Origin of the sequence: Pseudomonas sp. TWP3-2 (assembly GCF_049897765.1) — a bacterium.
GTDB lineage: Bacteria > Pseudomonadota > Gammaproteobacteria > Pseudomonadales > Pseudomonadaceae > Aquipseudomonas.
Genome location: NZ_JAFCWW010000023.1, coordinates 70,606 through 84,672, shown reverse-complemented (window position 1 = coordinate 84,672; position 14,067 = coordinate 70,606). Strand labels below are relative to the sequence as shown.

General features: G+C 57.9%; 15 protein-coding genes and 1 tRNA gene. 4 read left to right on the top strand and 12 right to left on the bottom strand.

Going from position 1 to position 14,067, the window contains the following annotated elements:
• Positions 1–358 precede the first annotated feature (358 nt).
• The 5 genes from ACP7EE_RS24150 to dapA form a co-directional block, all read right to left on the bottom strand.
• A tRNA-Ser gene (locus ACP7EE_RS24150) sits at positions 359–448 on the bottom strand.
• 84 nt (positions 449–532) lie between these two features.
• The gene (gene purC / locus ACP7EE_RS24145) at positions 533–1,246 is read right to left on the bottom strand and encodes a phosphoribosylaminoimidazolesuccinocarboxamide synthase (protein WP_426206806.1); all 714 of its coding nucleotides are present in this window, start codon (positions 1,244–1,246) and stop codon (positions 533–535) included.
• A 28-nt stretch (positions 1,247–1,274) separates the two neighbouring features.
• Positions 1,275–2,033: an MBL fold metallo-hydrolase gene (locus ACP7EE_RS24140; RefSeq protein ID WP_420648102.1), complete on the bottom strand. Its 759-nt coding sequence runs from the start codon at positions 2,031–2,033 to the stop codon at positions 1,275–1,277.
• A gap of 4 nt (positions 2,034–2,037) precedes the next feature.
• The gene (gene bamC / locus ACP7EE_RS24135) at positions 2,038–3,153 is read right to left on the bottom strand and encodes an outer membrane protein assembly factor BamC (RefSeq protein WP_420648103.1); all 1,116 of its coding nucleotides are present in this window, start codon (positions 3,151–3,153) and stop codon (positions 2,038–2,040) included.
• Between the two features lie 17 nt (positions 3,154–3,170).
• A complete protein-coding gene (gene dapA, locus ACP7EE_RS24130; protein WP_420648104.1) occupies positions 3,171–4,049 on the bottom strand; it encodes a 4-hydroxy-tetrahydrodipicolinate synthase in 879 nt (292 codons plus the stop codon).
• A gap of 338 nt (positions 4,050–4,387) precedes the next feature.
• Between dapA and ACP7EE_RS24125 the strand changes: the two genes are divergently transcribed.
• Positions 4,388–4,948: a glycine cleavage system protein R gene (locus ACP7EE_RS24125; RefSeq protein WP_420648105.1), complete on the top strand. Its 561-nt coding sequence runs from the start codon at positions 4,388–4,390 to the stop codon at positions 4,946–4,948.
• A 10-nt stretch (positions 4,949–4,958) separates the two neighbouring features.
• Positions 4,959–5,432, top strand: a complete 474-nt coding sequence (locus ACP7EE_RS24120) for a peroxiredoxin (RefSeq protein WP_426237234.1) — start codon at positions 4,959–4,961, stop codon at positions 5,430–5,432.
• A gap of 37 nt (positions 5,433–5,469) precedes the next feature.
• Here the strand turns inward: ACP7EE_RS24120 and ACP7EE_RS24115 are convergent, their stop codons facing one another.
• Positions 5,470–5,709, bottom strand: coding sequence for a sulfurtransferase TusA family protein (locus tag ACP7EE_RS24115; RefSeq protein WP_426206808.1), 240 nt, complete (start codon positions 5,707–5,709; stop codon positions 5,470–5,472).
• A gap of 96 nt (positions 5,710–5,805) precedes the next feature.
• Here ACP7EE_RS24115 and ACP7EE_RS24110 point away from each other — a divergent pair, with 96 nt between their 5' ends.
• Positions 5,806–7,239 carry a M48 family metalloprotease gene (locus ACP7EE_RS24110; RefSeq protein WP_420648108.1) on the top strand — a complete coding sequence of 478 codons (1,434 nt, stop codon included), beginning with the start codon at positions 5,806–5,808 and terminating at the stop codon, positions 7,237–7,239.
• A gap of 66 nt (positions 7,240–7,305) precedes the next feature.
• Here ACP7EE_RS24110 and ACP7EE_RS24105 read toward each other — a convergent pair whose 3' ends face one another.
• From ACP7EE_RS24105 to rpoE, 4 genes are all read right to left on the bottom strand, one after another.
• Positions 7,306–8,739, bottom strand: a complete 1,434-nt coding sequence (locus ACP7EE_RS24105) for a DegQ family serine endoprotease (protein ID WP_426237231.1) — start codon at positions 8,737–8,739, stop codon at positions 7,306–7,308.
• Positions 8,740–8,946: 207 nt separating this feature from the next.
• Complete coding sequence (locus ACP7EE_RS24100; RefSeq protein WP_426237229.1) at positions 8,947–9,909, bottom strand: MucB/RseB C-terminal domain-containing protein; 963 nt, start codon at positions 9,907–9,909, stop codon at positions 8,947–8,949.
• 8 nt (positions 9,910–9,917) lie between these two features.
• A complete protein-coding gene (locus ACP7EE_RS24095; protein WP_420648111.1) occupies positions 9,918–10,505 on the bottom strand; it encodes a sigma-E factor negative regulatory protein in 588 nt (195 codons plus the stop codon).
• Between the two features lie 31 nt (positions 10,506–10,536).
• The gene (gene rpoE, locus ACP7EE_RS24090) at positions 10,537–11,118 is read right to left on the bottom strand and encodes an RNA polymerase sigma factor RpoE (RefSeq protein ID WP_003172477.1); all 582 of its coding nucleotides are present in this window, start codon (positions 11,116–11,118) and stop codon (positions 10,537–10,539) included.
• A 557-nt stretch (positions 11,119–11,675) separates the two neighbouring features.
• Here rpoE and nadB point away from each other — a divergent pair.
• Positions 11,676–13,292: an L-aspartate oxidase gene (gene nadB / locus ACP7EE_RS24085; protein WP_420648112.1), complete on the top strand. Its 1,617-nt coding sequence runs from the start codon at positions 11,676–11,678 to the stop codon at positions 13,290–13,292.
• On the opposite strand, the gene ACP7EE_RS24080 is transcribed toward nadB, so the two are convergent.
• Together ACP7EE_RS24080 and ACP7EE_RS24075 are read right to left on the bottom strand one after the other, a co-directional pair.
• Positions 13,261–13,713 (bottom strand): protein YgfX, encoded by a 453-nt coding sequence (locus ACP7EE_RS24080; protein ID WP_426237227.1) that lies wholly within the window; start codon positions 13,711–13,713, stop codon positions 13,261–13,263. The two genes, nadB and ACP7EE_RS24080, sit on opposite strands and share 32 nt — an antisense overlap.
• Positions 13,697–13,951: a succinate dehydrogenase assembly factor 2 gene (locus tag ACP7EE_RS24075; RefSeq protein WP_420648114.1), complete on the bottom strand. Its 255-nt coding sequence runs from the start codon at positions 13,949–13,951 to the stop codon at positions 13,697–13,699. The genes ACP7EE_RS24080 and ACP7EE_RS24075 overlap by 17 nt, the downstream gene beginning before the upstream one ends.
• Positions 13,952–14,067 lie beyond the last annotated feature (116 nt).

The following is a 14,067-nucleotide window of genomic DNA, read 5'->3' as shown; positions in this document are numbered from 1 at the left end:
ACTGCCGAAACCTACGCAACTCATTGAATCTCAAGGAGTTTTCCGTTTCGACTGCGCCGGAAGTGGGGCGAATTATAGACTTCCAGAATCTGCCGTCAACCGCTATTTTCATATTTCTGCCACAAAGGTCAAAACCCCCTGAGTTGGCGCCCCACCTTCCCTTCTACTTATAAGAAAGGAGAAAAGCACTACGAAGCTTCGTGGCGCAAAAGTTGCGACCAGCGCCGAATGATCGCCCGATACTATATAGAAGCGTGCCCGCCCCAGCCTTCTGATACGCAGCCTCCAAACAAAACACCAAGAACGAAAAAGCCCCCGCAATCAGTAACGATTACGGGGGCTTAGTCTTATTCAATAATGGCGGAGAGATAGGGATTCGAACCCTAGGTACCGGTGAAGGTACAACGGATTTCGAATCCGTCCCATTCGGCCACTCTGGCATCTCTCCAACGGCGCGCATCATAACAACACTTTTACCGAATGGGAAACCCCTATTCGAAATTTTTTCCGTGCTATCAGATGCTTGCGTCGATTACAGCGGTACACCCAGACGTTTGGCGACTTCTTCGTAGGCTTCGATAACGTCACCGAGGCCTTGGCGGAAGCGGTCTTTGTCCATCTTCTTCTTGGTGTCCTTGTCCCACAGACGGCAGCCGTCCGGACTGAACTCGTCACCCAGCACGATGGTGCCGTCGCTGAACACGCCGAATTCCAGCTTGAAGTCGACCAGCAGCAGGCCAGCATCGTCGAACAGTTTGCTCAACACTTCGTTGACCTTGAGCGACAGTTCTTTCATGCGAACCAGTTGCTCGGCGGTACCCCAACCGAATGCCACAACGTGGGATTCGTTGATGAACGGGTCGCCCTTGGCGTCGTCCTTGAGGAACAGCTCAAAAGTGTACGGGTTGAGCTTCAAGCCCTCCTCGACACCGAGACGCTTCACCAGGCTGCCGGCAGCGTAGTTACGCACGACGCACTCGACCGGGATCATGTCGAGCTTCTTCACCAGGCATTCGTTATCGCCCAGCAGTTTGTCGAATTGGGTCGGAACCCCGGCCGCTTCGAGTTTCTGCATGATGAAGGCGTTGAACTTGTTGTTCACCATGCCTTTGCGGTCGAGCTGCTCGATGCGCTTGCCGTCGAACGCCGAAGTGTCGTTACGGAACAGCAGGATCAAGCGGTCAGCGTCATCGGTCTTGTAAACCGACTTGGCTTTGCCGCGGTAGAGTTCTTCACGTTTTTCCATGATGGGCTCCGCTTGCTAAGTAGATGGGCTAGGCGATGTGGCGCCAGTCGAGCCCTGAATCTTGATCGGCCAGTTGCAGCCAGTCCGGGTCGCACCCGAGAGTGTCGACAAAACATTGCCGGGCCAGCTGCGGCAGGTTGTTCTTGCTGCTCAGATGGGCCAGGACCAAATGTTGCAGGCCTTGCCAGCCCAACTCGGCCACCAGGAATGCCGCCTGATGGTTGTTCAAATGTCCCAGCTCGCCGCCGACCCGCTGCTTGAGAAAGTACGGGTAATGACCACGCGCCAACATGTCACGACAATGGTTGGATTCGATCATTAACGCATCGAGATCCCGATAACCGTCCAGCACCCGCTCGCAATAAGAACCGAGGTCAGTCAGCAGGCCGAAACGCCGCTCGCCGTCACTGAATACATATTGGGTCGGTTCCTGCGCATCATGGGCCACGGCAATGACCCCGATGTTCAGTGCACCGATCTGCAGTTGCTCGCCACCGGCAAGAAACCCGGCAGCTTCAATCGGTTTGCGCATCCCGCGCAGTGTGCCGCGACTGAGGTAGACCGGCAGATTGTAGCGCCGAGACAGCAAACCCACGCCATGCACGTGATCGGCATGTTCGTGGGTCACAAGTATCGCGCTCAATTGCGCCGGGTTCACACCCAGGCGCAACAGGCGTTTTTCGGTTTCCCGCAGGGAAAAACCACAATCCACCAGCACATAGGTATCAGCGCTGGCGATCAGCGTGCCGTTCCCTTGGCTACCGCTGCCGAGAACGGCAAAACGCATGGTATCAGCCCAGGTTGTCCTGAATCAGACTCAACACCTTGCGAGCCACATCGGCCGGAGCCACGGTATTGATGTTCTTCTCGACGGTAACTTGCACGTTCTCGCCGACCTTGCTCAGACGCACCTGATAACGCTCGGCACGGGCTTCAACTTCTTCCTTGCTCGGCGCACTGCCGAACAGGCTGCTGAAGAAACCAGGCTTGTCGTCTTTCTTCTCGGCCTTTTCGGACAAGTTGATGTAGTACAGGCCCAGGCTGCGGTTGATGTCTTCAACGCGCCACTCACCTTGCTCCAGCGCACGACCGACGCTCGACCAGGCACGATCCAGGTCATTGCCGACGTTCAGCACCGGGTTGCCGCTGCCGTCTTCGCTCAGGCTGACACGGCTTGGCGTATCGAAATCGCGCGAAGCCAGCATGGACACCGAACCGCCCTTCTCCGCGATGCGGCTCATGCTTGCAAGCATGTCGTCGACCAGCGCGGCGTCGAGACCGGTATTGACCGAACGATTGGTGAACGCCACGTCGGCCGTGCTGCCGGCAGGACGCTCGGCGCTGACCACGTAGACTTCACTGGTATTGCGCTGCACGCCTGGCTCGATGCGTACCCGCACGCGAGTTTCGCTGTCGGTGCTGATACCGGCCGCGCTCAGGCGCTTGGCCATTGCAGCCGACAGTTCATCCGAGTGCTGCCAGGTCGTGGTGAACTCGCCGGTTTGCGGGCGCTGTTCATCCAGACGGAAACCGTTGTCCTGGAAAAACTGCACCGCCACTGGCCAGACTTCAGCCGGTGGATGCTGAGCCATGACCCAACGCGAGTCACCGCTCTTCTGTAGCGAGTAGTCGCTGGCATCGGCAACAGCCGACAGCGGCTGAGGACGCGGAACGATGTATTCGCCCTTGGCGGTGTCGTCGGCTACGTTGCGCGGAATCGGCAACAACGGATCGAGACGCTTGGCGGTGGCTACGTCGGGTGGCAGTTGCATCGGTGCAGTCTGTTGCGCTTCCAGGTAATCGCTACCACGGTCACGGAAATAACCTTCCGGGCCCCAGACCCATCCGCAGCCACTGGTGCTGGAGATAATCAAGGCAAGTGCGGAAAGTCCGGCCATTCGCTTCATGCGTTGTACTTCCTCAATTAAACCAGGACGCTGCATTGGCGCAGGGCCGAACGCAACGTTTCATGACAAGGGGTGCTCAGCCAGGTCAGCGGCAGGCGGATGCCTTCGTGCATCAGACCCATTTCCACCAAAGCCCACTTCACCGGAATCGGGTTGGCTTCGATGAACAGGTCCTTGTGCAGCGGCATCAGTTTTTCGTTGATCGCTCGTGCTTTGTCGGCGTTGCCCTCGAGCGCAGCCTCGCACAGATCAGCCATTTCGCGCGGAGCGACGTTGGCGGTGACGGAGATGTTGCCTTTACCACCCAGCAGGATCAGTTCGACGGCGGTCGGATCATCGCCGGACAGCACGATGAAATCCTTGCTCACGCCGTCGATGATCGCTTTGGCACGCTTCAGGTCGCCAGTGGCTTCCTTGATGCCGATGATGTTCGGCACGGTGGACAGGCGAATCACGGTCTCGGCCTGCATGTCGCAGGAAGTGCGGCCAGGAACGTTGTACAGAATCTGCGGAATGTCGACCGACTCGGCGATGTGCTTGAAGTGCTGGTACAAACCTTCCTGAGTCGGTTTATTGTAGTACGGAACGACCAGCAGGCAGGCATCGGCCCCGGCTTCTTTGGCGTTGCGGGTCAGTTCGACGGCTTCGCGGGTCGAATTGGCGCCGGTACCGGCAATGACCGGGATGCGGCCGTTGACCTGCTTGACCACGGCCTTGATGACGGCAATGTGCTCATCGACATCCAGGGTTGCCGACTCGCCGGTAGTACCGACCGCGACAATGGCGTGGGTGCCGTTCTTCAGGTGAAAGTCCACGAGTTTGCTGAGGCTGTCCCAGTCAAGACGCCCTTGTGCATCCATGGGTGTGACCAGTGCCACCATACTGCCCGCAATCATGAAACCGCTCCTGCCGGAAAAAGAGAGCGGTAATGGTACTGGCGCCAAGATGCTTGCACAAGCGAAGTACTGCGCCGCTGCCATTCCCCTTGGCCGCGCTTTTCGCTACCCTTCAGACTTTGATCGGTAATGATCAGCTTGTACGCCGGGTTCCAGCCTCCCATTTCGGCCTCCCAGGCCCCGTTCCAGCGTCGCCTCGACGCGCTTCCGCCAAAGTGGAGCGAGTTGCGAGTGCTGCCGGGGATTTCTGACGGACAGACTGAATTGGCTCATGCAGGCAACTTCCGGTAATCAATGCCCCTCACCCTACCGACCGCTCATCGCTTTAGGAATGCTGCATGTCCACCCCCACAGTTCGCGAACAATTCCTTGTCATCAGTGCCCTCGGCGCCAACCCCATGGAGCTGACTAACGTCCTGTGCCGCGCCAGCCATGAAAACCGCTGCGCCGTGGTCACGTCCCGCCTGACTCGCCATGGCGAGTGCAGTGCGCTGATCCTTGAGATCTCCGGCACTTGGGACGCCCTCGCGCGTCTTGAAGGCAGCCTGTCGGGCCTGGCCAAGAAGCACGCTTTCACCGTCAACGTGGTGCGCAGCGCGCCGCTGGAAAATCGCCCACAGGCGCTGCCATACGTGGCTTACGTCAGCTCGGCATATCGTCCGGACATCATCAACGAGCTGTGCCAGTTCTTCATGGATCACAACGTCGAGCTGGAAAACCTGACCTGCGATACCTATCAAGCTCCGCAGACCGGCGGCACCATGCTCAACGCCACGTTCACCGTGACTTTGCCCGCGGGCACGCAGATCAGTTGGCTGCGCGATCAGTTCCTGGATTTCTCCGACGCGATGAACCTCGACGCTCTGATCGAACCGTGGCGCCCACAGAACCCAATGTAAGGATGCTTTCATGGCTGTCACCATCGACCAACCGGTAGCTGATTTCGAAGCGCCTGCGACCAGCGGGCAGACCTTCAGCCTCGCCGCCCTCAAGGGCAAGCAAGTAGTGATCTACTTCTATCCGAAAGACAGCACGCCGGGCTGCACGACTCAGGGTCAGGGCTTTCGCGATCAGCACGCGTCATTTCAGGCTGCCAACACTGAGGTGTTCGGTATTTCTCGCGACAGCTTGAAATCGCACGAGAACTTCAAGGGCAAGCAGGAATTCCCGTTCGAGCTGATCAGTGACAAGGACGAAGCCGTTTGCCAGCTGTTTGATGTGATCAAGCTGAAAAAGCTCTACGGCAAGGAATATCTTGGCGTGGATCGCAGCACGTTCCTGATCGACAAGAATGGCGTGTTGCGCCAGGAATGGCGCGGCGTGAAGGTGCCAGGACATGTTGATGCGGTGCTGGCTGCTGCTCAAGACCTGAACAAGGCCTGACACTTCGGCGTCCTGGCGGACGTCGATATTGCTTGTTTCACGCTTTTTTCAGCCAGTAACGATAGACACCCGCTTCATCTTCTTCACGCAACAGCGTGTGACCGGCCAATTTGGCAAAGGTACGGAAGTCGCGCTGTGAGCCCGCATCGGTGGCGATCACCTTGAGTACCGCGCCGCTGGCCAACTTGTTCAATTCCATCTTGGCCTTGAGCAACGGCAGTGGACAATTCAAGCCACTGGCATCCAGTTCACAATCAAAGGCTACAGCGTCGGTCATGCATCACTCCAGATCGAAGGTCGGGCTGCCTAGAATATCTGGTCGCAAGCGCGGTGTCCGGCTACAGTAAGGTCTTTGTCGACTAAGGCTTTGTGCATGACTTTTTTGCGCCCTACCCTGCTGACGCTCGCTTGCCTGCTCGCCTCACCGGGCTTCGCCGACGACCTGCCGTCACTCGGTGACGCCAGTTCTGCCATCGTCTCGCCACAACAGGAGTACCAGTTGGGTCGCGCTTGGCTCGCCATGCTGCGCAGTCAGGTTTCACAGCTCAACGATCCGCAGCTCAAGGATTACGTGGAGTCCAGCGTCTATAAGCTGGTGGAAACCAGCCAGGTCAACGACCGGCGCCTCGAATTCATCCTGATCAACAGCCCGCAACTCAACGCCTTCGCGGCGCCGGGCGGGATCGTCGGGGTCAACGGCGGTCTGTTCCTCAACGCGCAGACTGAAGGCGAATATGCCTCGGTGCTGGCTCACGAACTGGCTCACTTGTCGCAACGCCACTTTGCACGCGGCGTCGAAGCTTCGCAGCGCATGCAGGTGCCGATGATGGCCGCGTTACTCGCAGGTATCGTGATTGCCGCGGCGGGTGCCGGTGACGCCGGCATTGCCGCGATTGCCGGCACTCAAGCCGCCGCAATCCAGGAACAACGCCGTTTCTCGCGCCAGAACGAACAAGAGGCCGACCGCATCGGCATCCTCAATCTGGAAAAGGCCGGCTACGATCCGCGCTCGATGCCGACCATGTTCGAACGCCTGATGCGCCAATATCGCTTCGATGCCAAACCACCGGAATTCCTCCTGACTCACCCGGTCACCGAGTCGCGGATCGCCGACACCCGTAACCGTGCAGAACAGGCCAAACCGGGCGGTATAGAGGACAGCATGCGTTATCAGCTGATCCGCGCACGGGTGCAGTTGATCTACGAAGAAACCCCGGGACTGGGCGCCAAACGCTTCCGCGCACAGCTGGATGAAAATCCGAAAAACGACGTGGCGCGTTATGGTCTGGCCATCGCGCAGATCAAGGGCGGCCAGTTGAATGAGGCGCGGGAGAATCTCCAGCAACTGCTGACCAGATTCCCGAACGAGATCGTCTACAACCTGGCTCAAGTTGATCTGGATATCACCAACAATCGCCTGCCGGATGCGCAGTCGCGGGTTGACCGGATGCTCACGCAGTATCCGGGCAACTACCCGCTGAATCAGGTACGCGTCGATCTGCTGCTCAAACAGAATCGCACGGCGGATGCCGAGAAAGCGCTCGAGGGTTTGCTCAAGTCGCGCCCGGAAGATCCCGACGTCTGGTATCAGGTAGCTGAAACGCGTGGACTTTCGGGCAATATCATCGGGCTGCATCAGGCGCGGGCCGAGTACTTCGCTTTGGTCGGCGACTATCGCCAGGCTATTCAGCAACTTGATTTCGCCAAGCGCAAGGCGGGCAGCAACTTCCCGCTGTCATCGCGCATCGATGCTCGTCAGCGCGAGCTGATGGAACAGGAGCGCATGGTCAAGGACATGATGGGCTGAGCCTTTTCTCCAGACATAAAAAAACCGCCTCATTCGAGGCGGTTTTTTATTCAGCTCACAACCGGATTATTCAGCCAGTTTGAAGGTGATGAAGCTGGCACGACCTTGACGCAGCACGCGCATCGATACCGAACGATTCTTCGGCAGCGCCTTGGCAATCTCCGAAAATTCCTTGCTCGAACCGATGGCCTGGTTGTTCAAGTGCGTGATGACGTCACCCGGCTGCAGACCGATCAGCGCCGCAGGACCGTCTTGCACTTCCTTGATCACCACACCACCTTTGAGGTCGTAGGTTTTCTTCTGCTCGGCGGTCAGCTCACTCACCGAAACACCTAGACGGTTGCTGCTGGTTTCGGCGCTCGACTTAGGCAGCGCATCCAGCTCTTTGTCTTCGTCAGGGATCGCGCCGACCGTCAGTTCGACATTCTTGCGCTTGCCTTCACGAATCACTTCCAGATTGGCCTTGGCACCTGCCTTCAGTGCACCGACCAGATGTGGCAGATCAGCCGACATGACGATCGGCTGACCGTTCATGCTCAGAATCACGTCGCCAACTTGCAGGCCACCCTTGGCCGCCGGACCGTCGTCCTGAATCTGCGCAACCAATGCACCGGCCGGTTTTTCCAGACCAAACGACTCGGCAAGATCCTTGTTCACTTCCTGGATGACCACACCCAACCAGCCACGGCTGACCTTGCCACCGCTTTTCAGCTGGTTGGAAACGTCCATAGCCACGTCAATCGGGATGGCGAACGACACGCCCATGAAGCCGCCGGAACGAGTGTAGATCTGCGAGTTGATGCCGACCACTTCACCGTTCAGATTGAACAGCGGGCCACCGGAGTTACCCGGATTGATCGGCACGTCGGTCTGAATGAACGGCACGTAGTTTTCGTTCGGCAGGCTGCGGCCGACGGCACTGACGATGCCTTGGGTCACGGTATGGTCAAAGCCGAATGGCGAACCGATCGCTACGACCCACTGGCCGGCTTTCAGATCCTGGGATTTGCCAAGTTTAAGTACCGGCAGATCCTTGCCTTCGATTTTCAGCAGCGCCACGTCGGAACGAGGGTCGGTGCCGACCAGCTTGGCTTTCATCTCACTGCGGTCGGCGAGGCGCACGAGAATTTCGTCGGCATCAGCGATCACATGGTTGTTGGTGAGGATGTAGCCATCCGGCGAGATGATGAAGCCTGAGCCCAGCGACTGCGCTTCACGCTGGCGATCGCCACGCGGGGAACGAGGCTGTTGCGGCATGCCCCGCTCGAAAAACTCGCGAAGCATGGGCGGCAAGCCTTCAAGATCAGGCATCTGCTGATTAACTCTACGGTCGGGCAGTTTCTGCGTGGTGCTGATGTTCACCACCGCAGGCGAGGCTTGCTCGACCAGTTGGGTGAAATCAGGCAGTTCAGCTGCTTGCACCGCCGTAGGCACGGCCTGACCGAGCACCAGCACGGTGGCGAAAATTGAGAGATAAGACTTCAAGCTAAGTGTCGACATACAGCTCCCGTTACGACGAGCAGGATTAAGCGATATGGAGCAAGGAACACCGGGCGCGACCGGCCGGCATTTTTGTTCCGGCAACAACAAACAAGGCCAGAGCCGTGAGGCTCTGACCTATAAAAAATTTTTGGATTATTTGCAAATGAAAATGCTCAGCAAACATTTCTACGTCCCGCTGAGGAAACGCGATTTGCTGGATTCAGCTCACTGCTTGCTGGTGGCTGCGTCATTGCTGCGCATCGATAAAGCAATTCGTTCGGCGGTGCCGATCGGGATTTCGCCGACTACCGTCACCATCATTTCACCCTCAGGGGTAGTCAGACGGCGTGATACGGCAACGGTTGGACCCAACTGAGTCCGAGTGTCAGTGACGGTTGCACCATTTAACGGCTCGAGAAACACCGAGAATCGCGCAAGACCATCGTCATACATCAGGCTGTTGACCTGGGTTTTGGTTTCAGGATCTTTGTGCGAAGAGCTGCTGGTCAATTCGAAACCTGGCGGCAGCCAATCCGAGTGCCAGACCTGCGCGCTTTTTACAGCGGATGCCTTGTCGCTCTGGAGATTGACTGGCTTGCAGTCGGCGTCGGCCATCAATTCTTTGTCGGTCGGCGTTTCCACCGTGTTCAAACGGGTGAACTGAAACCGTTCCAGCAGTTGACCCTTGTCGTTGAGTAGCAACGACTTGAGGGGCAAACCGGTTTGTTTGTCCAGATGCAGTTCGAAACCATAGCGATGCTGATCACGCGGGGTAAGCGAAACGATCACCGCTTCGCGCCCAGCGACACGCGACTTGCCGACGACGGCAAGCTCATACCAATTCTTCAGCTTTTGAGGATCGAGTGCACGCGCGCCAGAGTTGGGAGAATCGCCCAACCCCGCAACCAGGGTGCCGCTAACGCATTGAGTATGCCCATCAATTCGCACGACTTCCTGGGCCGAACCGTCAAGCTGTAACAAACGCTCGCGGATCTGACCATTCTGGACGCGATGCCAGATGTTGTGGGTAGAAAAACTACCGTTACGCTCGTAGACGAAAGTACCGTTGAAGCTTTGCTGCTGCTCGGCCTGGCCCAGGCGTGTCAACCAGTCCTGGGCTTCGTCGGCATGGGCTGGAACTACAAACCAGCCGCTAAGCAGAAGCGAAAGTAGAGGTATGGAGCGCATGATCCTCCTTAACGGTTTTCCAGGCTTGCTGCACGTGCATATGGCAGGGCGCTTTCAGTACCTTTGAGCGCAGCCTGCTGAGCGTGCTGGCGCAAGTAGCCTGGCAGACGCTGGTCATGCCAACCTGGTTGACCTTGCAATACGCCGTTGGCCATAGGGCCAGTAGCTTCGGAGCTTTCACTATAGCCTGCCAGTACAGCCGGACCTTTGACCTGTGGAGCGGACAGAGTCGGCTGATTGGATTGCTGAGCGAGCTCAACACCAGCGATTTCATCCTGGTTGTACAGGCGAACACCGGCCAGAACTGCAACTGTCACCGAGGCTGCAACAGCCAGACGACCGAGGCTACGCCATGGACCGCGGGATGCTTTGGCTGGAGTTGCTTCGTCTTCCAGCGCAGCAGATACGGCCGAAGCGATATCCAGGCGAGGAAGCAGCAGATCCTTATGCATGGCTGCCCGAGCGATTTGGTAACGAGCCCAGGTTTCACGGGTTTCGACATCATCGAGTGCATTGATCACTCGACGCAATTCCAGTTCGTCCGCTTCGTTATCCATCACTGCGGACAGCGATTCCTGCAGGGCTTCACGACTCATGGCGTTCCTCTCTTGGCTATCGCCGCTGTCTTTAGTTTTCCTGCAACAACGGCTGCAGGGCTTTATCGATGGCCTCCCGAGCGCGGAAAATCCGGGAGCGCACGGTGCCAACCGGACACTGCATGACGCTCGCAATGTCCTCGTAACTCAGACCATCGAATTCACGTAAAGTTAAAGCGGTACGCAAATCTTCCGGCAATTGCTGGATGGTTCGATGGACGGTGCCCTCGATCTCATCCCGCAGCAGTGCACGCTCTGGAGACTCAAGATCTTTCAGGCCATGATCGCCGTCGTAGAACTCCGCATCTTCGGAACTTACATCGCTATCCGGCGGCCGGCGGCCGCGAGAAACCAGATAATTCTTCGCCGTGTTGATGGCGATACGGTAAAGCCACGTATAAAACGCGCTGTCTCCGCGAAAATTTCCCAGCGCTCGATATGCCTTGATAAAGGCTTCTTGCGCTACGTCCTGCGCTTCATGGGTGTCGTGCACAAAACGCACGATCAACCCGAGAATTTTGTGCTGATACTTCAGCACCAGCAGATCGAAAGCTCGCTTGTCGCCACGCTGAACGCGCTCGACCAGCTGCTGATCCTCTTCCTGGGTTAGCATGAACACTCCTCGATAAGCTCAGAGGAAGCTTGCATAACTAAACGACCAGACTTGCAAACATAGACTCGGGCTTTTCGCAAAAGTTCTCCCCCTCCAAGCAAGTTTCCTGCGGGCTCTGATTTGGCACGCACGAAAAACGCAGCGCGGGATAAACCGGCTGCGCGAATAATCTTGTAATCGGTTCGCCGGCAGGAACCCAACCGCAGGTTCCGCATTGAAGCCGACACTGTCCCGTGGTTTTGGCAACTGTCTATTGAGCTTGAGCCTCTGACAAAAGTTCCAATTATTTATAACGTCACATCGCCGACATGTAGCCACAACGTGGCGAAAAAGGGTGTTTCATCCTCGATACAGTCGCCTTTTCCCAAAACCTGCGGAAATTTCTTCCGACGAAGCGTCGCGCTGTTCACGCCACTGTAGTCTCACAATGCCATATCGGCCCGGCTATTGTGCCGCTCCACCCCTCTATATACTAGTGGGCTGTGTGGCTGTCTCGACTCGCGAATCGCCTGTCCTGCGCCACCCCCGACCCGGGTCGCTTTGCGCGGAATCCTGAAATGAGCCAACAGTTTCAACACGATGTTCTGGTGATTGGCAGCGGCGCTGCCGGTTTGAGTCTCGCGCTGACCCTGCCGGGCCACTTGAGCATTGCTGTATTGAGCAAGGGCGATCTCGCCAACGGTTCTACCTATTGGGCCCAGGGCGGTGTCGCCGCTGTGCTCGATGACACCGACACTGTCGAATCGCACGTCGATGACACGCTGAATGCCGGCGGCGGCCTGTGCCACGAAGACGCCGTGCGTTTTACCGTCGAGCATAGCCGCGAAGCGATTCAATGGCTGATCGACCAAGGCGTGCCCTTCACCCGCGATGAACAGTCTGGCACTGAAGACGGCGGCTTCGAATTTCACCTGACCCGCGAAGGCGGCCACAGCCATCGACGCATCATCCACGCAGCCGACGCCACCGGTGCGGCAATTTTCACAACCTTGCTGAACCAGGCTAAACAGCGCTCGAACATCGAGTTGCTGGAGCAGCGAGTGGCTGTCGATTTGATCACCGAACGCCGTCTGGGCATGGACGGCGACCGCTGCCTCGGCGCTTACGTACTCAATCGCAAGAGCGGCGAAGTCGACACCTACGGCGCACGTTTCGTGATCCTTGCATCGGGTGGCGCGGCCAAGGTCTATCTCTATACCAGTAACCCCGACGGCGCCTGCGGTGATGGCATTGCCATGGCCTGGCGTTCCGGTTGCCGAGTGGCAAACCTGGAGTTCAACCAGTTCCACCCGACCTGCCTGTATCACCCGCAAGCCAAGAGTTTTCTGGTGACCGAAGCCCTTCGCGGTGAAGGCGCTCATCTTAAACTGCCGAATGGCGAGCGCTTCATGCAGCGCTTCGACTCACGCGCTGAACTGGCGCCGCGCGACATCGTCGCCCGCGCCATCGACCATGAAATGAAGCGCCTCGGTGTCGATTGCGTCTACCTCGACATCAGCCACAAGCCGGAAGCGTTCATCAAGTCGCACTTTCCGACTGTTTACGAACGCTGCCTGACATTCGGCATCGACATCACCAAACAGCCGATTCCGGTCGTACCAGCGGCGCATTACACCTGTGGCGGGGTTATGGTCGATCAACACGGCCGCACCGACGTACCGGGCCTGTACGCCATCGGCGAAACCAGTTTTACCGGCCTGCACGGCGCCAACCGCATGGCCAGCAATTCGCTGCTGGAATGCTTCGTCTACGCACGCTCAGCGGCGGCGGACATCCTTGACCAACTGGACGAAGTCGCCATCCCCCGCGCTCTGCCCGTCTGGGACGCCAGCCAGGTTACAGACTCCGATGAAGACGTGATCATCGCGCACAACTGGGATGAACTGCGGCGGTTCATGTGGGACTACGTCGGCATCGTGCGCACCAACAAGCGCCTGCAACGCGCGCAACATCGGGTGCGTCTGCTGCTGGACGAGATTGACGAGTTCTACAGCAACTATAAAGTCAGCCGCGATCTGATCGAGTTGCGCAACCTCGCCCAGGTCGCTGAACTGATGATCCGCTCAGCGATGGAGCGCAAGGAAAGTCGCGGCCTGCATTTCACCCTCGACTACCCTGATCTGCTGCCGGAAGCACTCGACACTATTCTGGTACCGCCCACCTACGTCGACTGAACTTGAGCCGCACTCGCAGGCGTCGGTGCAAATCCGCCGCCTGCGCATCGCGCGGCACGCAGATCGATCTGACCCGCCACTCCCCGCGCAAACGAAAACGCAGCACCACGATCAGCGGCAGCGCCAGGCTGTCCGGTCGCAGCTGCACCGCTTGCCAGCCATTCGCCTGATTCCACAGCTGCCAGCCATCGGCGTCACGCCGCAGCCCGCAGAAGGCTTGCGGATGACTCAACAGAATCTGCCGGGGCAGCGCCCACATAGCGTGAAGCGCACAGCCGAAGGCCCCGAGCAAACTGGCCCAGATCGGAATAGATAGAAGAAACCAACAACCCAGAGCGAACGCCTGAGCCAACAAATACGCCGCCAGCAACTGCCGTGAGGCATGCCAGCGGCATTCGAACGAATTACTTGGGCTGGACACGATCCAGAATCATCCGGACCATGCGCTGAAGCTCCGGATCTTCAGATTCGTTACGCTCCATGAACCAGCCGAACATGTCCTGATCCTCGCACGTCAGCAGACGGACATACAGATCGCGATCCACCTCGTTCAAAGTCGCGTAAACCTCCTGAACGAATGGCACCAGCAGCACGTCGAGTTCAAGCATGCCGCGACGGCTGTGCCAAAAGAGGCGATTCAGTTCAACTTGTTCGACCATGGGGCCCTCCTCAAATTTGGCGGCAAGTATACAGCCCCCAAGCGGGTCGCACAGTCGGCTTTGGTCGGGCACCTCCGATCCTTTATGAACTACCCATTTCAATAGCGCCCCCTTAT

Bases quoted from the DNA above. Each gene is read 5' to 3' on its own strand.
- purC (WP_426206806.1), bottom strand. From the start codon at position 1,246: ATGGAAAAACGTGAAGAACTCTACCGCGGCAAAGCCAAGTCGGTTTAC.
- ACP7EE_RS24140 (WP_420648102.1), bottom strand. From the start codon at position 2,033: ATGCGTTTTGCCGTTCTCGGCAGCGGTAGCCAAGGGAACGGCACGCTG.
- bamC (WP_420648103.1), bottom strand. From the start codon at position 3,153: ATGAAGCGAATGGCCGGACTTTCCGCACTTGCCTTGATTATCTCCAGC.
- dapA (WP_420648104.1), bottom strand. From the start codon at position 4,049: ATGATTGCGGGCAGTATGGTGGCACTGGTCACACCCATGGATGCACAA.
- ACP7EE_RS24125 (WP_420648105.1), top strand. From the start codon at position 4,388: ATGTCCACCCCCACAGTTCGCGAACAATTCCTTGTCATCAGTGCCCTC.
- ACP7EE_RS24120 (WP_426237234.1), top strand. From the start codon at position 4,959: ATGGCTGTCACCATCGACCAACCGGTAGCTGATTTCGAAGCGCCTGCG.
- ACP7EE_RS24115 (WP_426206808.1), bottom strand. From the start codon at position 5,709: ATGACCGACGCTGTAGCCTTTGATTGTGAACTGGATGCCAGTGGCTTG.
- ACP7EE_RS24110 (WP_420648108.1), top strand. From the start codon at position 5,806: ATGACTTTTTTGCGCCCTACCCTGCTGACGCTCGCTTGCCTGCTCGCC.
- ACP7EE_RS24105 (WP_426237231.1), bottom strand. From the start codon at position 8,739: ATGTCGACACTTAGCTTGAAGTCTTATCTCTCAATTTTCGCCACCGTG.
- ACP7EE_RS24100 (WP_426237229.1), bottom strand. From the start codon at position 9,909: ATGCGCTCCATACCTCTACTTTCGCTTCTGCTTAGCGGCTGGTTTGTA.
- ACP7EE_RS24095 (WP_420648111.1), bottom strand. From the start codon at position 10,505: ATGAGTCGTGAAGCCCTGCAGGAATCGCTGTCCGCAGTGATGGATAAC.
- rpoE (WP_003172477.1), bottom strand. From the start codon at position 11,118: ATGCTAACCCAGGAAGAGGATCAGCAGCTGGTCGAGCGCGTTCAGCGT.
- nadB (WP_420648112.1), top strand. From the start codon at position 11,676: ATGAGCCAACAGTTTCAACACGATGTTCTGGTGATTGGCAGCGGCGCT.
- ACP7EE_RS24075 (WP_420648114.1), bottom strand. From the start codon at position 13,951: ATGGTCGAACAAGTTGAACTGAATCGCCTCTTTTGGCACAGCCGTCGC.